Origin of the sequence: Acidovorax sp. ACV01 (genome assembly GCF_014851495.1) — a bacterium.
GTDB classification, from domain to species: domain Bacteria; phylum Pseudomonadota; class Gammaproteobacteria; order Burkholderiales; family Burkholderiaceae_C; genus Acidovorax; species Acidovorax radicis.
In genome coordinates, this window is sequence record NZ_JACUZT010000005.1 from 263,050 (window position 1) to 282,526 (window position 19,477).

The window sequence follows — 19,477 nt, forward strand, 5'->3', positions numbered from 1 at the left end:
CGCGGCGCGTTGCCTGCGGGGCACGTTCCGTCTGCGGGCGCCTACAGTGAACCCGGTCCGGAAATCAGCCCGCGGAGCCCGGCGCTGTGCTGGGCGGCATACAGCCCCAGGCGCACCATGGTGCGGTGGTTGAGTTCCAGGCTTACGGCCGAGCGGGCCAAAGCGGACTGTATGCGCGGTTTTCCCGTGGCCGTCTGGTACAGGCTGGGTTGCGCATGGTGGGTACCGGTACGGTCCAGCAGGCTGGCAACCAGGGGGTGGTTGGCCTTTTCGCTGCGACGCAGCACGATGGCGGTTTCGCCGTTGTCCAGCTTCACAAAGGTGCCCGGCGGGCACAGGCCGATGGAACGCACCAGGGTGTAGCTCACCTCGTCGTGCTGATCGATCTCCTGCCCGACGATGGCGCGCACCGAGTCGGTGGCGCTGCGGCCCGCGCGGGATTTGCGCGGGCTGATCATGGCTGCGTAACGGTCGATGGTGCCCAGGATGCGTGTGAGACGGTCTTCAGGCTCCTGGTTGGCCAGTGGCACACGGTCGGCCACGGTGGCATGGTGCTGCCCTACCACGTCCAGCCAGAGTGTGTCGTTGATGAACAGACGCTCCAGCAGCATCATGCTTTCTTCCGGATGGCTCTTGATGGCCTCCTGCTGGGCGGGCGTGGGGCGTTCGCGTTGTTCGGCCAGCTCGTCCTGCAGGGCGGTCATGCCGATGTTCATGGTCAAGGCCGCACGCACCAGGCTGTCACGTTCCCGGGGTGGCACGTGCAGCTCGTGCGCCATGATGTGGCATAAGGTGCCGCACACCAGCGCGTGGGAGGCGCTGTAGCCCACGGTGGACGTGGACGCCAGCTGGAACATGAGGTACAGCGCTGCGTCGATATCGTGCGCCACCAGGTCCTGCAGCCAGCCATCGAACTGGCGCACCTTGGCAGCGAAGTCCTGCACCTGCAGCGGCCGGGACAGCAGCACCGACAGCGCCGATTCCAGGTCTGACCACAGGCCCAGCAAGTCCTCGTATTCGCCTTCGGCGTGGTGTGGGGTGCCGGCGGAGTGGTGGGCAGACATGGCAGGCAGTGCGTGTGGGCCAGGCGCAGTTAATTGCGCTTTTCCAGCACCATCTGGTCGTTGATGCGGGTCATCTGGAACTCGGTCAGAAAGCTGTTGCCCAGCAGCACATAAGGCATGGGCTGCGGGGTGATGATGGCCTCGACCCCGAACACCTCAACATCACCGATGCGCACCGAGTCGAGCTTCATGCGCCACCCTTGCGCCACACCATTGGCCGTGTTCATGCGCACGGGCTGGCCGTTCTGGTAGTTGAGCCCCATGCGCTCGGCGTCCTGGCGCCCGATGGCCACGGTGGATGCACCGGTGTCCACCATGTACTGCATGACACGCCCGTTGATGGTGCCGCTGTTGATGAAATGTCCCCGGCTGTCGGCCATCAGCACGACACGCTTGCCGCTTCCCCCCCGGGCGCCAACGCTCACTGGGGCCTCGCCCAGCCGCAGCACGCGCCGCGCACCTTTGACTTCGACGGTGGCTTCATCCGCCGTGATGGCGAGGACCTTCACGCCTTTGTATTCGTCGCCCGCACCCAAGGCACGCGGTGGGTTGGCGTCCACCACCAGCAGGGCCTTGCTGCCCAGCATGCCTGCCAGCGCGACCGCCTGGGCGCTGGCCCAGGACGGAGCCAGACACAGAGCGGCCAGCACCCATGCGAGAACAGAGTTGGCACCCATTGCGCTACGCACCGCCCGCATCCCCTGAAACCGGCGTGGCCCAAGCCAGTGCCACCGTGGAACTGGCTTTGCCAGGCCACGGGTGGCGTCCCCCTTCCGAAGGAGAGGGGCAATGCGCCGAAGGCGACTCAGGGGGTGCTTCATCGTCAATCGCGGAAATTGTCGAACGACAGGGGTACATCGGTCACATCCTTGCGGATGAGCGCCATGGCGGCCTGCAGGTCGTCGCGCTTGGCGCCGGTGATGCGCACTTTGTCTTCCTGAATGGCTGCCTGCACCTTGAGCTTGCTCTCCTTCATGAGCTTCTGGATCTTCTTGGCCAGCTCGCTCTCGATGCCGTTGCGCACCTTGATGGCCTGCTTGACCTTGTCGCCGCCCATTTTCTGCACATCGCCCATGTCCAGAAAACGCACGTCCACGTTGCGCTTGGTGAGTTTGTTGCGCAGCACGTCCTCGATCTGGGTGAGCTGGAAGTCGGCGTCGCCAATCAACGTGATGTCTTTGTCCTTGATCTCGATGCTGGCCGAAGTGCCCTTGAAGTCGAAACGGGTGCCGATTTCTTTGGCGGTGTTTTCGACGGCGTTTTTCACTTCAACCAGGTTGGCTTCGCAGACGGTGTCAAAAGATGGCATGGTGGCTCTCAATCTCAGGGAAAACAGGTGCAAATCGCAGGGGCCCAAAAGGCTGAGTGCGACAATCGGGCCAATGGTAGTCGAGAAAAACGCCCCTTTGCAGCCCTGGAACACCTTTGGCATTGCCGCGCGCGCCCAAACCCTGGTGCGTGTGCGCTCCGTGTCGGATCTGCAGGCCGTTCTGGCCGATGGCGAGCTGGCTCCGGCACCCAAGTTCGTGCTGGGCGGCGGCAGCAACATCATTCTGACCGGTGACGTGAAGCCTGTAGTGCTCAAGATGGAAATCAAGGGCCTGCGGCTGGTCGAGGAAACCCCCAAGGCCTGGATCGTGGAGGCGGGTGCGGGCGAGGTCTGGCACGACGCGGTGGCCTGGACGCTGGCGCACGGGTTCCCGGGGCTGGAGAACCTGGCGCTGATCCCCGGCACCGTGGGGGCCTCGCCCGTGCAGAACATTGGTGCCTATGGCGTCGAGCTGCAGGACCGTTTTGAGTCGCTCGATGCCGTCGATCTGGCCACCGGCCAGCCGTTCAGCCTGGATGCCGCGCAATGTGGCTTTGGTTACCGCGATTCCGTCTTCAAGCATGCGCCCTCCGAATCGCTGGACGGCAGTGGATTGCCGCGCGGCATGGGTCTGGCAGGCCGGGCGGTGATCACCCATGTGCGCTTTCGACTGCCCAAGCCGTGGAAGCCGGTGCTGGGCTACCTGGACCTGGAGCGCCGCCGCGCCGAGGCGGGGGTGGAACACCCCAGTGCCCAGCAAATTTTTGACTGGGTCTGCGACATCCGCCGCGCGAAACTACCCGACCCTGCCGTGGTGGGCAATGCGGGCAGCTTCTTCAAGAACCCCACCGTGTCGCCCGACCAGTGCGCCGACATCATCGCCCGCGAGCCCAAGATCGTGCACTACCCCATGCCCGACGGCAGCATCAAGCTGGCGGCGGGCTGGCTGATCGATGCCTGCGGCTGGAAAGGCAAATCCATCGGCAAGGCCGGGGTGTACGAGAAACAGGCCCTGGTGCTGGTCAACCGGGGGCGGGGCGGCGACAGCGTGACGGGGGGCGAGGTCATGACGCTGGCCAAGGCCATCCAGACCAGCGTGTACGAACGCTTTGGCATCCGGCTGGAGCCGGAGCCGGTGGTGGTGTAGGCCCTAATTCTAATTACATTTGCTATATTTTTGATAGCTTATTGCGCTTGTTTAACAAGCGCTAGGGCCGAAAAATGGTCCAAAACTCCTGGAGGAAATTCACTCCACGCGCGCTTCGGCGCTCCGAAACGGTCACGTCTTCGGGTTGATCTTTCTGTGCCGTGCCCAGCCCAGCAGACCCAGGGCGGTCAAGACCAGGGCAAGGGGGTTGTCCACCGGCACGGCCTGCACGTTGCCGGGCCCGGCGGGGGCACCCAGGGCAGATTCGAATGCGCCGATGTCGGCCCGCCCCATCTGCACCCGCGCTGCACCGCGTTCGTCCGTGGCAGGAAGCGATCCGCTGGTGGGGCCCGCGTTGACCGCTGGACTACCCGCCTGCAGCGCGTGGGTCTGGGTGGGCAGGGGGCTGCTGTTGTACGACAATGGTCCTAATAGGGGATTGGTGTTGGCGATATCGCCTGCGGCGCCAAAGCCGCAGCTGGTGCCGCTGTCAAGGTTGTAGCCGTCAGAGGTAACAGCACCTGCCTGGAGGCGGCAATTGAGACCCGCCGAGGGATTGGCGACGATGCTGCCGCTGATATGGGCCGTGGGGTTGAAGGAGCCGAAGACTTCCAGCTGCCCGCCACCGGCGCTGGATGCGTTATTGGCAATGGTGGTAAAGCTGATGGAGGCGGCGCCCTCGCCTCCCACCGAGATGCCGCCGCCGCCGCCCGCCGAAGTATTGCCAGAGATAGTGGAATTGACGATGTCCAGTGTGCCGTCGTTGTCGATCCCACCACCGTTGGCGCCGGGATTCGTCAAAGAGTTTGCCCGGATGGTGCTGCGACTGATGTGTGCGGTGGCAAGCGAGCGCACCGAGACACCGCCCCCACCGTTAGTTGCGGTGTTGTTGGACACTTCGCTGTCGATGAGGTTCAGGGTCGCAGTTTCGTAGACATAGATGCCACCACCCTGTTGAGTGGTAGACCCCGCTGCATTGTTGCCTTGGATCACAACCTGGGAAAGCGTTGTTGTTCCACCCCCGATGTACATGCCGCCACCGTGCGACGAACCGTTCCCAGCGCCACCTACGATCGCCAAGTTGTTGAGATTCACAGTGGAACTGCCGAATACCTGAAGGACGATACGGTCGCCATTGCCGTTGATGATCGTGGCGCCTGGGCTCGCTCCCATTCCGTTGATGGTGATGTCGCTGGCAATGCCAAGAACATTGCCTGCGAGGGGTAAGCGCGTCAGCACATAGTGGCCAGCTGGCAGCGAGATGGTGTCGGCGCTCGGCAGGGCGTTTGCCTCCTGAATGGCGGCACGCAGCGAGCAGGTGCCGGCGGCGCCGGTGCCACAAATGCCGTCGCCTGCGATGGAGTCATTCAGGTCCGTCTCGGTATCGACCGTGAATGTGGCCGCCTGCGCCCAGGTGCACGCGGCGATGGTGAGCAGGGCGGTGAGAAGCTGTTTTTTCATTGGATTGACCAGTGGCGCTTGTTTTTCAAGCGTTGATTGCTATGGTTTTTGATGTTTCCACCGCTGCTGGTGAGCGGGCGTGGGCGTGCGTTAAAACGAGAGGATGTGCCGGGTGATTCAGAGGTAAGGGGCGAGTCATAGGTGTGGCCGAGGCGGTGGCTGCGCAATACGGGTGATAGGCACAAGGGCCGTCCAGCGGCTGGGATCACCTTGCGAAGCCTGTCAGCCAGTGTAGAAATCGCTGCGGGTCGCCGCCCCACCCCTCGGGGTGGGGCTAGCCGCCAGACCGTGTGGTAGGTTGCTGATGCCGCGTTCCCGCCCACACAGCCCCACCACCACCCTTCATGCCCCTTCCCCGCACCCACCAGCAAGCCATTGCGCGACTGCAGCAAATGGCCTGTCTGGATCTCAATGGGCCCCTGCTCATCGAGCCCGTGTTGCACGAACTGCACCGCATCATTGACTTTGATACCGGCGGGTATTTCTATCCTGGCGCGGATGGGGGGCTGGACGCATACATCGAGCCTTCCATCGCACGCGAGTGCTTGCACACCTATTTCGACCCGCAACTCATGGCCACCGAACAACAGGTGATACGCCGCAGCGCACACGATTTCGCCGCCGCTGTGCGCGGCGACCATGGGACTCAGGTGATGGAAGAGCTTTTGAAGGTGCCCATGGCGCAATTCATGCGCAGCGATTTCTACAACCTGGTGCTGCGGCCCGCTGAATTGCTGGACTGCCTGAGCCTGGTGCTGCGCACGCCGCAGGGCCAGGGTGTGGGTGCGCTCAAGTTGTACCGGCGGCCCGGGGCAGCGCGTTTTGCCCCCGAGGACGTGGCCATGCTCGGACGGCTGGAGCCCTGGTTGGCGCGGACCTTACAGCTTGGCGAAATGGATACCGAAGACAGCGTGCTGCACGACAGCGCCGTGCTCATCACCACCCCGGGGGGGCAGTTGCTGTGGACCTCGCAGCAGGCCGATCAGCTGATGGCGCTGGCCTTTGGACCGCGCTGGTACCGCCGCACTGAACTCCCCCCCGCGCTGCACACGCTGCTGCAGCGTCTGCAATCCGCGCAGCGGCTGATCCACGGCGGTCCGGCACCGGCGGTGCCGCAGTTGGAATTGCACAATGCAAGTGGCTGGTTTTTGCTGCGCGCCACGCAGATGATCGCTGCAACGGGCCAGGGGCACGCGATCAGCCTCCATATCACCCAGCGGGCTCCGCGTGTGGCCCGGCTTCTGCCCGCGCTGCGCACGCTTGGCCTCCCGCAACGCCAGCATGAATTGGCCTACTGGCTGGTTCGCGGCCTCCCGGAGGACCAGATCGCGGCCCGCATGGGCATCAGCGCGAATACCGCGACCTACCACCGCCGGCAGATCTACACGCGGCTGGGCGTACAGAACCGGCATGAGCTGCAGGACTTCTTTTTTGTTCCCCAGTGAGGGGGGTGGTGAAGTAGAGCCGGTTTTTCTGGGCCACAAAAAACCGCCTGGCCGGAGGGCGGGGCGGTTGCTCTTTTTTTGATAGCTTGTAGCGCTTGTCAATAAAGCGCTAAAGGTCTTTTTGGCTATTTTTTGCTGCCGTCGTCGCCCAGCTGCGCCAGTGCCGCATTGCCACCCAGTGACAGCAGGCCGGCGCGCGAGTACACGCCCAGCTTGTCGCGCGTGTCCGAGATGTCCAGGTTGCGCATGGTCAGCTGGCCAATGCGGTCCAGCGGGCTGAACGGCGCGTCTTCCACCTTTTCCATCGACAGGCGCTCGGGCGCGTAGGTCAGGTTGGGCGATTCCGTGTTGAGCAGCGAATAGTCATTGCCACGGCGCAGTTCCAGCGTCACGGTGCCGGTCACGGCGCGGGCCACCCAGCGCTGGGCGGTTTCGCGCAGCATGATGGCCTGTGGGTCGAACCAGCGGCCCTGGTACAGCAGGCGGCCCAGCTTCAGGCCATTCATGCGGTATTGCTCGATGGTGTCTTCGTTGTGGATGCCGGTCACCAGGCGCTCGTAGGCGATGTGCAGCAGCGCCAGGCCCGGGGCCTCGTAGATGCCGCGGCTCTTGGCTTCGATGATGCGGTTCTCGATCTGGTCGCTCATGCCCAGGCCATGACGGCCGCCGATGCGGTTGGCTTCGAGGATCAGCTCCACAGGGTCGTTGAACTCCACCCCGTTCAGTGCCACGGGCTGGCCTTCTTCAAAGCGCACCGAGACTTCCTCGGCCTTGACGGCGACTTCGTCCTTCCAGAACGCCACGCCCATGATGGGGTTCACGATGCGGATGCCGCTGGACAGGAACTCCAGATCCTTGGCCTCGTGCGTCGCGCCCAGCATGTTGCTGTCGGTGCTGTAGGCCTTCTCGGCGCTCATTTTGTAGCCGAAGCCCGCTTGCGTCATGAACGCAGACATCTCGGCACGGCCGCCCAGCTCGTCGATGAACAGCTGGTCCAGCCAGGGCTTGTAGATCTTGAGCGACGGGTTGGTCAGCAGGCCGTAGCGGTAAAAGCGCTCGATGTCGTTGCCCTTGAAGGTCGAGCCGTCGCCCCAGATGTTGACGTCGTCTTCCTTCATCGCCGCCACGAGCATGGTGCCGGTCACGGCGCGGCCCAGGGGCGTGGTATTGAAGTAAGTCAGGCCGCCGGTAGAGATGTGGAACGCGCCGGCCTGCAGGGCGGCGATGCCTTCGTGGGCCAGTTGCGTGCGGCAGTCCACCAGGCGGGCTTTTTCGGCACCGTATTCCATCGCCTTGCGGGGGATGGCGTCGTAGTCGAGCTCGTCAGGCTGGCCCAGGTTGGCGGTGTAGGCGTAGGGCACGGCGCCCTTGAGCTTCATCCAGTGCAGGGCTGCGCTGGTGTCCAGGCCGCCGGAAAATGCGATGCCGACCTTTTGGCCGAGGGGGAGGTTCTGGAGGATGGTTGCCATGGAATGCTTGTCAAAAATGATAGCTGCTTGCGCTTTGTGGATAAGCGCTAGAGGCCAAAAATAATCAAATTTCAGCCGAAATGGCAGATGTAGTGGTAGGCCTCGGTCACACGGATGTCGAACTTCGAGTTGCCGGGCACGCTGAATTTTTCGCCCGCCGAGGACTTCACCCAGGCGTCGGTGCCAGCCAGCTTGTATTCGCACGATCCGGCCACGCATTCCATGATCTCAGGCGCGCCGGTGTTGAAGGTGAGCGTAGCGGGCAGCACCACGCCCACCGACTTCTTTGTGCCATCGGCAAAAGTGATGCCGTGGCTCACGCACTTGCCGTCAAAGTACACATTGGCCTGGGTGGTGACGGACACGCCGTCGATTTTTTCGGTGGTCATGGGTGCGCTGGATAAGGTAGGAGGAAACCCGCGATTTTAGGGCAGGGGGGCGGCAACCTTGTCGGCAGGGTCCCACTAAAAATCCCCCATCTGCGGATCGCCCAAGCAAAAGAGCCCCGAAGGGCTCTTTGCAATGGCAATTACCAGTGGCTTAGCGCCAGTAGGGGTTGCGGTGGTGCGGGTAATATGGGCGGCTGTCGTAGCCGTACTCGATCACCGTGACGGGGGGCGTCACATAGGTGGGTTGCTGCTGGTAGACGGGCTGCGGAGGATAGGTCGAGGTCACCACACCAGGCTGGCTGTAGACGCCCTGCGAGGCGTAGGGGTCGGGTTGCGTGGAATAGGTCTGACCTGCAGGCTGCACGCTCAAGGGAATCCAGCGGCCTGGGTCGGTCTGGGTGCGGGTCGTGTACTGGCGCCCCGCGTATTCATAGACCACGTCGTAGCCCACCGTGCGGTTGTCGTAGTAGGTCTCGGTCGTGCAGCGCTGCACGTTCTGGTACTGCGGCTGGCCACCTTCGATCTGGTTGCCGATCACGGCGCCACCGATGAGGCCAATGGCTGTGGCGGCGGCGCGGCCGCTCCCCTTGCCGATGGCATTGCCGGCAGCACCGCCTGCGATGGCCCCCACCACGGCGCCAGCGCCGCTGGTGCGGTTGCCGCTGTACACCGTTTCATTGCCACACACCTGCTGGGGCGTGGCAACCTGCTGAACGATGGGGGTGGCTGAGAGCACACGGCCCTGCTCTTGGGCACTGGCCATGGTGGCGATGGCAGCCATGGCGGAAAAAATGACGATCTTTTTCATGGAGAAACTCCTTACGGGTCGGTACATAACGCACCAGACTGCAGAAAAGTTTAGGCCCGCACGGTCAATTCAGGGCCTGGTCGCCGTAAATCTGCGTAAAGATTTGTGCAATTTCTCCGGTCTGGGCGCTTGATTCAGGCGCCTGCAGCCTCGTTCATCCAGATTTGCCACTGATCGGGCGCAAAACCGACGGAGATGTGTGTCTGGCCACCATGCTGCCACTCCACCACCGGGCGTTTGATCACGCTGGGCTGGGCTTGCATCAGGGTGCTGGCACTTTCCTCGTCCTGGACGGCCGCCTGTGTGTCAGATTCGAGCTTGCGCCAGGTGGTTCCCTGGCGATTGACCAGCTTTTCCCAGCCGGCGGCGGACATCCAGTCGGGCAGTCGGGCAGCAGGAACGCCCTGTTTCTTGAAATCATGGAACGCGTGGTCCAGCCCCTGCGCGGTGAACCAGGCGCGGGATTTCTTGACGGTGTCGCAGTTCGGAATGCCGTAGACGGTGATGTGTGAGGTTGTCATGCCGTGCATCATCCCCGAACTTGTGGCTGGGCGACAATCCCGCCCTGTATGCATACCAAAATCCACACCCTGGAAGGCTGGCTCCGCCATTGCGAGCAGCTTCATCCCCGCAACATCGACATGGGGCTCGACCGTGTCCGCGAAGTGGCACGCCGCATGGCGCTGCGGTTTGATTGCCCTGTGATCACGGTGGCGGGCACCAATGGAAAAGGGTCCACCTGCGCCATGCTGGAAGCCGTGGCGCAGCAGGCGGGCTACCGCACGGGCGTGTACACGTCGCCCCACCTGGTGCATTTTGAAGAGCGGTGCCGCGTACACGGCGAAATTGTGTCTGCTTCTGATTTGATAGCGCACTTTGAGGTGGTGGAGAGCGCCAGAACCCAAAATGGTGATGAAGTCTCCCTCACGTACTTTGAGTTCACCACGCTGGCCATCCTGCGTCTCATGAGCCATTCGCGGCTGGACGTGGCCATCCTGGAGGTCGGGCTCGGCGGGCGCCTGGATGCCACCAACATCATGGATGCCGACTGCGCCATCATTACCAGCATCGACATCGACCACACCGAATTCCTCGGGCCGGACCGCGAGAGCATTGGCCGGGAAAAGGCCGGCATCATGCGTACAGGCCGCCCGGTGATCGTGGGTGACCCCATGGCGCCCCAGAGCATCATCGACCACGCGCTGGAAATCGGGGCCGATCTGTGGCGCTTTGGGAAGGACTTCAACTTCTCGGGCGACAAGCAGCAATGGAGCTGGGCAGGGCGGGGCCGCCGCTATGCGGGGCTGGCCTACCCGTCGCTGCGTGGTGCCAACCAGCTGATCAATGCCTCGGGCGTGCTGGCTGCGCTGGAGGCCCTGCGCGAGCGCATTCCGGTCACGGCCCAGGCCGTGCGCAATGGCTTGGCCCTGGTGGAACTGCCGGGCCGGTTCCAGATCGTGCCCGGGCAACCGACGCTGGTGCTGGATGTTGCGCACAACCCGCATTCGGTGGCCGCGCTCACGGCCAATCTGGATGCCATGGGGTTCTTCCCCACGACACACGCTGTTTTTGGCGCCATGGCCGACAAGGACCTGGGCCCCATGTTGGCCAAGGTGGGTCCGCTGGTGGACCGCTGGTACTTCACCAGCCTGCCGACCCCGCGCGCCGAGACCGCCGCAGTCCTGCAGCAGAAGTGGAACGCAGTGCAGATGGTGGCGGGCGGGCGCCGCGACGTCACCTCCACCCTGCATGCAGACCCCATGGAGGCCTTGCAGGCCGCGGTCGCTGCCGCAGACCCGGCTGATAGAATCGTGGTCTTTGGCTCGTTTTACACGGTGGGTGGTGTGCTGATCAACGGAATACCTCGCCTGCACGCCAAACATCTGGGCCAATAGACAGGTTCTGAGGTCCGAACGAGTCGTTATTCCATGGCATTTTTCAAGTTTCGGTGGCCCGGTCAGGGTGAACAAGCGCAGGCCGAAAAGCCGTCCAAGCGACCGCGGGCCCCGCAGGCCGAGAGCATCGAGGTGATGCGTCGCCGGGCCCGCCATCGGCTGATCGGCGCAGCGGTGCTGGTGCTGGTCGGGGTGATCGGCTTTCCCATGCTGTTTGACACGCAACCTCGGCCCATTCCGGTGGATATTCCCATCGAGATACCGGACCGGAACAAGGTGGCCCCTCTGGTGGTTCCCGCGCCGGTGGCAGACGCGCCTGCGGCCGCCAAGCCTTCGACCCCACCTTCCCAGGAAGTGGCAGCCGCCCCGCGCCCCGCGCCCCAGCGCAACCACAGCGCGGTGGGCAATGGCCTCGCGGATGGCGAAGAGTTAGTGCAGGGATCGCGCCCCGCCGCATCCAGGCCCGCACCTGCCAAGCCTGACGCAAAACCGGAACCGAAACCAGAGCCCAAGCCGACTGCGCCTGCTGATCCCAAGCCCGTGCAGCGCCCGGACGAGGCTGCCCGTGCGCGTGCGTTGCTGGAGGGCCGGTCGGCAGAGCCTGCCGCTGCTTCCGCCAACGCGGAAGACGGCCGGTTCATCGTGCAGGTGGGAGCTTTTGCGGATGCGGACAAGGCCCGTGAGGCTCGCACCAAGGTGGAGCGTTCCGGGATGAAAACCTATACCCAGGTGGTGGACACCAAAGATGGCAAGCGCACGCGGGTTCGTGTGGGGCCATTCACCAGCCGGGCAGAAGCGGACAAGGCTGCGGCGCGCATCAAGGCGCTGGACCTGTCAGCCTCTGTCCTGACCCTGTAAACCACCAGGGGCTGCCTGCACCATGGCTGCACTCGACTGGATTTTTGTCGCGGTGCTGCTCGCCTCGATGTTGATAGGCGCCTGGCGCGGGCTGGTGTTTGAGGTGTTGTCTTTGTTGGGGTGGGTGGTGTCTTTTTTTGTGGCGCAATGGTTTGCCCAGGACGTGGCGGCGCTGCTGCCCATGGGCGAATCGGCGGATTCTTTGCGGTATGCCGCAGGTTTTGTCGTGGTGTTTGTTGCGTCGGTGTTTGCTTGCGGATTTGTGACCTGGCTGGCCAAGAAGCTGGTGGATGCCATTGGCCTGCGGCCCGCGGATCGCACGCTGGGCGCCGCCTTCGGGGTGTTGCGTGGGGTGGTTGTGTTGTTGGCAGTGGCTGTGGTGGTAGGCCTCACGCCCATGCGTGAAGCCCTGTGGTGGCAGGAGTCCCAAGCGGCTCCGGTGCTGGCCGAAGTGCTCAAGGGCTTGAAACCGGCGTTGCCGGACGAATTTGGAAGGCATCTGCCTTCTTGATAGCGATGCGGTGGCGGCCAGAAGCCGTTGCCGCTTGATTGCCGCGGGGCTGTTCCCGCAAACGGATGGAATACAACTATGTGTGGAATCGTCGGCGTCGTCAGCCCAGCGCCCGTCAATCAGCTGATCTATGACGCCTTGCTGCTTTTGCAGCACCGCGGCCAGGACGCAGCCGGCATCGTGACCCAGCAGGGCCGCAAATTTTTCATGCACAAGGCCAAGGGCATGGTGCGCGACGTGTTCCGTACCCGCAACATGCGTGCGTTGCCAGGTAACGTTGGTTTGGGCCAGGTACGCTATCCCACGGCGGGCAATGCCTACAGCGAAGAAGAGGCGCAGCCGTTTTACGTCAATGCTCCTTTTGGCATCGTGCTGGTGCACAACGGCAACCTGACCAATGCCCGTGAGCTGCGCGCGGAGCTGTTCCTGACGGACCACCGCCACACCAACACGGACAGCGATTCTGAGGTTCTCCTGAACGTGTTCGCGCATGAACTCGAGCGCGCCACCCGCGGTGTGCCGCTGCAGCCTGAAGATGTCTTCACGGCGGTGCGTGCGGTGCACAAGCGCATCAAGGGCTCGTATGCAGTGATAGCGCTGATCGCGGGCCATGGCCTGCTGGCCTTCCGCGATCCGCACGGTATCCGCCCGCTGGCCATGGGGCGCAGCCAGGACGGCACCGTGATGGTGGGCAGCGAATCGGTGGCGCTGGAGGGTACCTCACAGGTATTCGAGCGAAACATTGATCCGGGTGAGGCCATCTTCATCACACTCGATGGCAAGGTGCATTCCCGCCAATGCGCAGAAAACCCGCAGCTCAATCCCTGCATCTTCGAATTCGTGTACCTGGCGCGCCCCGACTCGGTGCTCGACGGTATCTCGGTGTACCAGGCCCGCTTGAACTTGGGCGAGGCCCTGGCCAAGCGCGTGGTGTCCACCGTGCCACCCAATGAAATCGACGTGATCATTCCGATCCCGGAGTCCAGCCGCCCCAGTGCCACGCAACTGGCCCATCTGCTGGGCATCCCGTACCGTGAGGGCTTCGTCAAGAACCGCTATGTGGGCCGGACCTTCATCATGCCGGGGCAGGGCGTTCGCAAGAAGTCTGTGCGCCAGAAGCTCAATGTGATTGGCAGCGAATTCAAGGGCCGCAACGTGCTGCTGGTGGATGACTCCATCGTGCGTGGCACCACCAGCCGCGAGATCGTGCAGATGGCGCGCGACGCTGGCGCCCGTAAGGTGTACCTGGCCAGCGCCGCGCCGCCGGTGCGTTATCCCAACGTGTACGGTATTGACATGCCCACCAGCAGCGAACTGGTGGCCCATGGCCGCACGGTGGAGGAGATTCGCCAGGCGATTGGCTGCGACGCACTCATCTATCAGGATGTCGACGGCATGAAGAAGGCCGTGGGCGCCCTCAACAGCGCCATCGTGGGGTTTGATGCATCCTGCTTTGATGGTGTTTATGTGACCGGCGACATCACCGCCGAAGGCATCGCCAGCCTGAACGAAGGGCGTGTGGGAGCGGAAGAGGGCGAGGAAGACACCTCCCGCCTGGCGCTTCCAAACGCCCAGGTATAGGGGGTTGATTGCCACAGATCGCTTTTTCCCCTAAAGGCGATCTGTGGCGGCAGGCTTTGCTACCGCTTTCTGGATTGATTGAACTTTGAAGCTGGCCCCGAGAGGGCCAGAACTTATTGACATGACTGAAACCACTGCTTCCAGCGCGGGCCGCGTGCGCACCCGTTTCGCCCCGTCTCCCACGGGCTTCATTCACCTGGGCAACATCCGCTCGGCGCTGTATCCCTGGGCGTTCGCGCGGGCCACGGGGGGCGATTTCATCCTGCGTATCGAGGACACCGACCTGGAGCGCTCCAGCCAGGCTGCGGTGGATGTGATCATCGAAGGCATGGCATGGCTGGGTCTGGACCATGACGAGGGCCCGTTCTATCAGATGCAGCGCATGGACCGCTACAAGGCCGTGCTGGCAGACCTGCAGGCCGCTGGCCATGTGTACCCGTGTTACATGAGCGTGGCGGAACTCGACGCCTTGCGCGAAAAGCAGATGGCCGCCAAGGAGAAGCCCCGTTATGACGGCACCTGGCGGCCTGAAGATGGCAAGACCCTGCCGCCCGTGCCCGTCGGTGTGTTGCCCGTGCTCCGCTTCAAGAACCCGCAGGGTGGAGTGGTGGCCTGGGAGGACAAGGTCAAGGGCCGCATCGAGATCAGCAACGACGAACTCGACGACCTCGTGATTGCCCGCCCGGACGGCACGCCCACCTACAACTTCTGCGTGGTGGTGGACGATATCGACATGGACATCACCCATGTGATCCGCGGTGATGACCACGTGAACAATACACCGCGCCAGATCAACATCTTCCGCGCGCTGGGCAAGGAGCCGCCAGTGTATGCCCACCTGCCCACCGTGCTGAACGAGCAGGGCGAGAAGATGAGCAAGCGCAACGGCGCCAAGCCCGTCACGCAGTACCGCGACGAGGGTTACCTGCCCGACGCTATGGTCAACTACCTGGCCCGCCTGGGCTGGAGCCATGGCGACGACGAGATCTTCAGCCGCGAGCAGTTCCTGCAATGGTTCAACCTCGACCACCTGGGCCGCAGCGCCGCCCAATTCGATGAGGCGAAGCTGCGCTGGGTCAACGCCCAGCACCTCAAGGCCATGGCCGATGACGCCCTGGCCGCACTGGTAGCCCCGCAGCTGCAGCTGCGGGGGATATCGGTCGAAGCGCTGGCAGATGGACGGCTTGCGCGGATTTGCGCCTTGTTCAAGGACCGGTGCGACACCACAGTGGCGCTCGCCGACTGGGTCCATGTCTTCTATGGCGAAGTGACGCCCGTGGATGCAGAACGCACCCAGCATGTCACCGAAACCATTGCTCCCGCACTGGATGCGTTGGCCGATGCGTTGTCTGCCTGCGCATGGGACAAGGCCTCCATCAGCGCTGCGTTCAAGCAGGTGCTCGCCAGCCAAGGCCTGAAGATGCCCCAGCTTGCGATGCCCGCGCGGGTTCTGACCGTGGGCACGGCCCACACGCCGTCGGTGGATGCGGTGCTGGAATTGGTCGGACGTGAAAAAGTTGTAGCGCGTTTGCGAAACCGCTGAAAATCTGTCTATAATTCAAGGCTCAGATGATGACAACAAACACAGTGTGGTTGGTGTCATTAAGTGGGGGTATAGCTCAGCTGGGAGAGCGCTTGCATGGCATGCAAGAGGTCATCGGTTCGATCCCGTTTACCTCCACCAAAGTTTGTTATCGGTTAGTTCCAAGGTTTTGACCCCATCGTCTAGAGGCCTAGGACATCACCCTTTCACGGTGAGTACCGGGGTTCGAATCCCCGTGGGGTCGCCAAGTTGTAGCGCTTGGCTTGTGTTGAAGAGATGCAAGCGAAAAGCTGCCTGCCAGGAGTGGTAGTTCAGTTGGTTAGAATACCGGCCTGTCACGCCGGGGGTCGCGGGTTCGAGTCCCGTCCACTCCGCCAGTCAAAACCCTTGCAGGTCTTTGATGTGCAAGGGTTTTTCTTTGGTGTAAGCCAGAGAAGTTTGGGGGTATAGCTCAGCTGGGAGAGCGCTTGCATGGCATGCAAGAGGTCATCGGTTCGATCCCGTTTACCTCCACCAAAGTTTGTTATCGGTTAGTTCCAAGGTTTTGACCCCATCGTCTAGAGGCCTAGGACATCACCCTTTCACGGTGAGTACCGGGGTTCGAATCCCCGTGGGGTCGCCAAGTTGTAGCGCTTGGCTTGTGTTGAAGAGATGCAAGCGAAAAGCTGCCTGCCAGGAGTGGTAGTTCAGTTGGTTAGAATACCGGCCTGTCACGCCGGGGGTCGCGGGTTCGAGTCCCGTCCACTCCGCCAGTCATCCACCGCTGCAGTCGAAAGGCTGCAGCGGTTTTTTTTCGCTTGTCTTCTATGCCGGCTTGCGTTCCGAAAATCCCGACAGAATATGCATAAAAATAGCTACCAGCGCTTTTCTATCAAGCACTGGTAGCTATCAATAGAGTAGCAATTGTTAACGGGGAGCCAGGCGGATGGCTCCATCGAGGCGGATTACCTCGCCGTTGAGCATGTCGTTCTCGAAGATGTGCTGCACCAGCTTGGCGTAGTCCTGCGGCGTGCCCAGGCGGCTCGGGAAGGGCACGCCCGCCGCCAGTGCGTCCTGCACTTCCTGGGGCATGCCAAACAGCATGGGCGTGCCGAAGATGCCCGGGGCAATCGTCATGTTGCGGATGCCGTTGCGGGCCAGGTCGCGGGCGATGGGCAAGGTCATGCCGACCACGCCGCCCTTGGATGCAGAGTACGCCGCTTGGCCAATCTGGCCGTCATAGGCGGCCACACTGGCGGTGGAGATCAGCGCGCCGCGCTCGCCCGTGGCCTCGGGCTCGTTTTTGCTCATGGCTTCGGCGGCCAGGCGAATCATGTTGAAGCTGCCGATCAGGTTGACCGTGACGGTCTTGCTGAACAGGGCTAAGGCGTGGGCCCCATTCTTGCCCACGGTTTTCTCGGCGGGCGCGATGCCTGCGCAGTTGACCAGACCCATGAGCTTGCCCAGCGAAACCGCCTTCGCTACCACGGCCTGACCGTCGGTCTCGTTGCTCACGTCGCACTTCACGAAAGCGCCACCGATGTCCTTGGCCACGGCTTCGCCTTTGTCGGCCTGCATGTCGGCGATGACCACCGTACCACCCTGGGCTGCCAGCATGCGTGCCGTGCCTTCGCCCAGGCCCGATGCGCCGCCGGTGACGATGAATACCTTGCCCTTGATTTCCATGTTTTGTCTCCAGTAAGTGACGTTAACGTAAACGTCAATTATGAACCATGCACAGTGAAGGGCAAAAAAAAGCCCGGCGAAAGCCGGGCTGCTGGGGCGCCAAAACGCCCAGGGGCCTGCACTGCTTACTGGAAGCCCACCCGGTCCAGCATCTGCTGAACCTTGGTCGTATTGGCTCCCACCGCGCTGATCGGGATGGTTTCGCTCTTGAATGGCTTGCCGCCGGTCATGGCCTTGAGGGCCGGGTTGTCCAGCGCGACGCCCTTGGCAGCGGGCCACTCGTTGTTGCCGTTGGCAAAGTAGTTCTGGGCTTCCGGGCTGGCCAGGTATTCCAGGAACTTGACCGCATTGGCCTGGTTCTTGGAGTGCTTGGCCACAGCGCCGCCCGCGATGTTCAGGTGTGTGCCCCAGGACTCCTGGTTGGGGAACACCACGCCCACCTTGTTGACCACGGCCACATCTTCGGGCTTGGTGGAACGCATCATGCGCGCCAGGTAGTAGCTGTTGGTCACGGCGATATCGCATTCGCCAGCGGCCACGGCCTTGATTTGGTCGGTGTCGCCACCCTTGGGGGGGCGTGCTAGGTTGGCGACCATGCCCTTGAGCCAGGCTTCGGCCTTCTGTTCGCCCATGTGCTCAGTCACAGCACCGAACAGGCTCAGGTTGTAGGGGTGCGAGCCAGAGCGAATGCACAGCTTGCCCTTGTTCTTCGGGTCGCCGAGTTCCTCGTAGGTATCGACATCCGCCTTGTCCATCTTGATCTTGTTGTAGACCACCACGCGGGCTCGTGTGGACAGGCCAAACCACGAGATGCTGCCATCTGCCGCAGGATTGCTGCGCAGGTTGGCGGGGATGGCGTCGTTGAGCACCTTGGACTGGATGGGCTGGAACAGGCCATCGACTTCGCCCTTGTACAGGCGGGCGGCGTCCACCAGCAGGATCACGTCCGCAGGCGAGGCAGCGCCTTCGGCTTTCAGGCGCGCGAGGATGCCCGCGTCGTCGGCATCCACGCGATTGATCTTGATGCCAGTGGCCTTGGTGAAGCCTGTGTACAGCGCTTCGTCGGTGGAGTAGTGGCGGGCCGAGTAGAGGTTGACCACTTGTTCCTGGGCATGGACAGCGCCTGCGGCGGCGGCCAGGGCACAAGCGCTCAGCAAGGCTTTCACAGTCTTCGACATGGATGCATCTTTCGGGGTTGTAACTCCGGCGATGATAAAGCAAACACGAATTATTCTTAATAAAGGCTAGGGTGAGTGCGGGGATTGGTGCGAAAGCCTGATGCAGCGCAAACGCGAGGCGCGTTGCTGGGTGCGCGGAGCGGGGGGGGCGCGAACGGACCATCACCTCGGGTGCGTTGTGTGGCCCGCTCATGTGTTTGAAACCCGTGGCAGCCAGTTCCAGCGACACGCATCCAACACAGATGCAAAAAAAAGCCCGGTCATGAACCGGGCTTTAAAAGGATCCCTGAAACGGGGGTTTCGAGAGGATCCAAGGAGACAACTGATGCACTGTGGAGGATGTCCGCAGCGCGTGGTTGAATTATCAGGGTATTCCCTGAACGCGGCCTAGAGTTTGCACTCCAGACCGCAGGTGCTGATTTAGCGCTTGCGGGGAGCTGCGGTCTTGGCGGCGTTGGCAGCGGTGCTGGCCACGGCGTTGAAGTTGGCTTCGGCCACGTCAGACGCTTGCTTGACGGCTTTTTGCACCGACTCAAATGCGTTGTTGGCGGCAGAGACGGCGCTCTTCATCACAGCCACGGCCGTTTCGGAACCGGCAGGGGCGTTCTTTGCGGCGCTGTCCACCAGGTTGGTGAAGGCTTTTTGCGCGTCGGTGGTTTGGCTTTCGAAGGCCTTGCCGAATTCGGCGCCCGTGCCCGAAGCGATGTCATACAGGTGACGGCTGTAGGCAGCGGTCTTTTCAGCCAGAGGCTGGAACAGGCCAGCTTGCAGGGCCAGCAGTTCTTGTGCGTCCTTCACGCCCAGGACGGCCTGGGTGTGGTTGGCGGCTTCAGACAGGGCAGCGCGCGAAGCGGTCACGTTCAGTTCCACCAGCTTTTCCACGCCTTCGAAGGCCTTGGTGGTCAGACCAAACAGGGTTTCGATGTTGGCTTTGTGCGAGGCCAGGATTTGTTCAGCGGTCAGCGTCATGTCATATCTCCTAAAAATGAGGGCCCTAGAGGCCAGGGTGGTTCACAGACATCTGCGCTGGCCCTGACTCGGTAAAGTCATGTTGCAGTGCAGCATGGGTTGAATTTTAGGGGCTTCGTTCACTATTGCAAGGGTTTTTTGTTGCGGTGCAGCAAATTAGGGACGACCACCCAGAAATCCGCCGT

At 62.5% G+C, this 19,477-nt stretch carries 18 protein-coding genes and 6 tRNA genes; 13 read left to right on the forward strand and 11 right to left on the reverse strand.

All coding sequences use genetic code 11. From position 1 onward, the window contains the following. Positions 1 to 41: 41 nt before the first annotated feature. The 3 genes from IB243_RS16285 to IB243_RS16295 form a co-directional block, all read right to left on the reverse strand. A complete protein-coding gene (locus IB243_RS16285) occupies positions 42 to 1,064 on the reverse strand; it encodes an HD-GYP domain-containing protein (protein WP_192428343.1) in 1,023 nt (340 codons plus the stop codon). A gap of 29 nt (positions 1,065 to 1,093) precedes the next feature. Next, the gene (locus tag IB243_RS16290; protein ID WP_057224927.1) at positions 1,094 to 1,762 is read right to left on the reverse strand and encodes a TIGR02281 family clan AA aspartic protease; all 669 of its coding nucleotides are present in this window, start codon (positions 1,760 to 1,762) and stop codon (positions 1,094 to 1,096) included. Between the two features lie 125 nt (positions 1,763 to 1,887). Next, positions 1,888 to 2,373: a YajQ family cyclic di-GMP-binding protein gene (locus IB243_RS16295; protein ID WP_192428346.1), complete on the reverse strand. Its 486-nt coding sequence runs from the start codon at positions 2,371 to 2,373 to the stop codon at positions 1,888 to 1,890. A 73-nt stretch (positions 2,374 to 2,446) separates the two neighbouring features. Between IB243_RS16295 and murB the strand changes: the two genes are divergently transcribed. Continuing rightward, complete coding sequence (gene murB, locus IB243_RS16300; protein WP_192428347.1) at positions 2,447 to 3,520, forward strand: UDP-N-acetylmuramate dehydrogenase; 1,074 nt, start codon at positions 2,447 to 2,449, stop codon at positions 3,518 to 3,520. Between the two features lie 132 nt (positions 3,521 to 3,652). On the opposite strand, the gene IB243_RS16305 is transcribed toward murB, so the two are convergent. Further along, positions 3,653 to 4,981, reverse strand: coding sequence for a choice-of-anchor Q domain-containing protein (locus IB243_RS16305; RefSeq protein WP_192428349.1), 1,329 nt, complete (start codon positions 4,979 to 4,981; stop codon positions 3,653 to 3,655). A gap of 344 nt (positions 4,982 to 5,325) precedes the next feature. Between IB243_RS16305 and IB243_RS16310 the strand changes: the two genes are divergently transcribed. Next, the gene (locus IB243_RS16310) at positions 5,326 to 6,426 is read left to right on the forward strand and encodes a helix-turn-helix transcriptional regulator (protein ID WP_192428350.1); all 1,101 of its coding nucleotides are present in this window, start codon (positions 5,326 to 5,328) and stop codon (positions 6,424 to 6,426) included. 125 nt (positions 6,427 to 6,551) lie between these two features. Here the strand turns inward: IB243_RS16310 and argG are convergent, their stop codons facing one another. The 4 genes from argG to IB243_RS16330 all read right to left on the reverse strand — a co-directional run bounded on the left by argG (position 6,552) and on the right by IB243_RS16330 (position 9,613). After that, a complete protein-coding gene (argG, locus tag IB243_RS16315) occupies positions 6,552 to 7,895 on the reverse strand; it encodes an argininosuccinate synthase (RefSeq protein ID WP_192428352.1) in 1,344 nt (447 codons plus the stop codon). A gap of 71 nt (positions 7,896 to 7,966) precedes the next feature. Then, positions 7,967 to 8,284, reverse strand: coding sequence for a pyrimidine/purine nucleoside phosphorylase (locus IB243_RS16320; protein ID WP_010465797.1), 318 nt, complete (start codon positions 8,282 to 8,284; stop codon positions 7,967 to 7,969). A gap of 151 nt (positions 8,285 to 8,435) precedes the next feature. Next, positions 8,436 to 9,092 carry a glycine zipper 2TM domain-containing protein gene (locus IB243_RS16325; RefSeq protein WP_057224917.1) on the reverse strand — a complete coding sequence of 219 codons (657 nt, stop codon included), beginning with the start codon at positions 9,090 to 9,092 and terminating at the stop codon, positions 8,436 to 8,438. 134 nt (positions 9,093 to 9,226) lie between these two features. After that, a complete protein-coding gene (locus IB243_RS16330) occupies positions 9,227 to 9,613 on the reverse strand; it encodes an arsenate reductase (RefSeq protein WP_057225302.1) in 387 nt (128 codons plus the stop codon). Between the two features lie 48 nt (positions 9,614 to 9,661). Between IB243_RS16330 and folC the strand changes: the two genes are divergently transcribed. The 11 genes from folC (at position 9,662) to IB243_RS16385 (ending at position 16,232) form a co-directional block, all read left to right on the forward strand. Continuing rightward, positions 9,662 to 10,987 carry a bifunctional tetrahydrofolate synthase/dihydrofolate synthase gene (folC, locus tag IB243_RS16335; protein WP_192428354.1) on the forward strand — a complete coding sequence of 442 codons (1,326 nt, stop codon included), beginning with the start codon at positions 9,662 to 9,664 and terminating at the stop codon, positions 10,985 to 10,987. A 33-nt stretch (positions 10,988 to 11,020) separates the two neighbouring features. Next, the gene (locus IB243_RS16340) at positions 11,021 to 11,845 is read left to right on the forward strand and encodes an SPOR domain-containing protein (protein WP_192428356.1); all 825 of its coding nucleotides are present in this window, start codon (positions 11,021 to 11,023) and stop codon (positions 11,843 to 11,845) included. 22 nt (positions 11,846 to 11,867) lie between these two features. After that, positions 11,868 to 12,356, forward strand: a complete 489-nt coding sequence (locus IB243_RS16345) for a CvpA family protein (protein ID WP_192428357.1) — start codon at positions 11,868 to 11,870, stop codon at positions 12,354 to 12,356. Between the two features lie 78 nt (positions 12,357 to 12,434). Beyond that, positions 12,435 to 13,937 carry an amidophosphoribosyltransferase gene (gene purF / locus IB243_RS16350; protein WP_057224911.1) on the forward strand — a complete coding sequence of 501 codons (1,503 nt, stop codon included), beginning with the start codon at positions 12,435 to 12,437 and terminating at the stop codon, positions 13,935 to 13,937. A 121-nt stretch (positions 13,938 to 14,058) separates the two neighbouring features. Next, positions 14,059 to 15,480, forward strand: a complete 1,422-nt coding sequence (gene gltX, locus IB243_RS16355) for a glutamate--tRNA ligase (RefSeq protein ID WP_192428358.1) — start codon at positions 14,059 to 14,061, stop codon at positions 15,478 to 15,480. 65 nt (positions 15,481 to 15,545) lie between these two features. Beyond that, positions 15,546 to 15,621 (forward strand) — tRNA-Ala (locus tag IB243_RS16360). A gap of 30 nt (positions 15,622 to 15,651) precedes the next feature. Then, positions 15,652 to 15,727 (forward strand) — tRNA-Glu (locus IB243_RS16365). A gap of 53 nt (positions 15,728 to 15,780) precedes the next feature. Continuing rightward, positions 15,781 to 15,857 (forward strand) — tRNA-Asp (locus tag IB243_RS16370). Between the two features lie 63 nt (positions 15,858 to 15,920). Continuing rightward, positions 15,921 to 15,996: transfer RNA gene (locus IB243_RS16375), tRNA-Ala, on the forward strand. Positions 15,997 to 16,026: 30 nt separating this feature from the next. After that, positions 16,027 to 16,102: transfer RNA gene (locus IB243_RS16380), tRNA-Glu, on the forward strand. Positions 16,103 to 16,155: 53 nt separating this feature from the next. Continuing rightward, positions 16,156 to 16,232, forward strand: a tRNA-Asp gene (locus IB243_RS16385). A 154-nt stretch (positions 16,233 to 16,386) separates the two neighbouring features. On the opposite strand, the gene IB243_RS16390 is transcribed toward IB243_RS16385, so the two are convergent. The 3 genes from IB243_RS16390 to IB243_RS16400 all read right to left on the reverse strand — a co-directional run bounded on the left by IB243_RS16390 (position 16,387) and on the right by IB243_RS16400 (position 19,292). Then, positions 16,387 to 17,145 carry a 3-hydroxyacyl-CoA dehydrogenase gene (locus tag IB243_RS16390; RefSeq protein WP_010465781.1) on the reverse strand — a complete coding sequence of 253 codons (759 nt, stop codon included), beginning with the start codon at positions 17,143 to 17,145 and terminating at the stop codon, positions 16,387 to 16,389. A gap of 125 nt (positions 17,146 to 17,270) precedes the next feature. After that, positions 17,271 to 18,323, reverse strand: a complete 1,053-nt coding sequence (locus IB243_RS16395; RefSeq protein ID WP_057224906.1) for an extracellular solute-binding protein — start codon at positions 18,321 to 18,323, stop codon at positions 17,271 to 17,273. Between the two features lie 420 nt (positions 18,324 to 18,743). Beyond that, positions 18,744 to 19,292, reverse strand: a complete 549-nt coding sequence (locus tag IB243_RS16400; protein ID WP_010465778.1) for a phasin family protein — start codon at positions 19,290 to 19,292, stop codon at positions 18,744 to 18,746. Positions 19,293 to 19,477 lie beyond the last annotated feature (185 nt).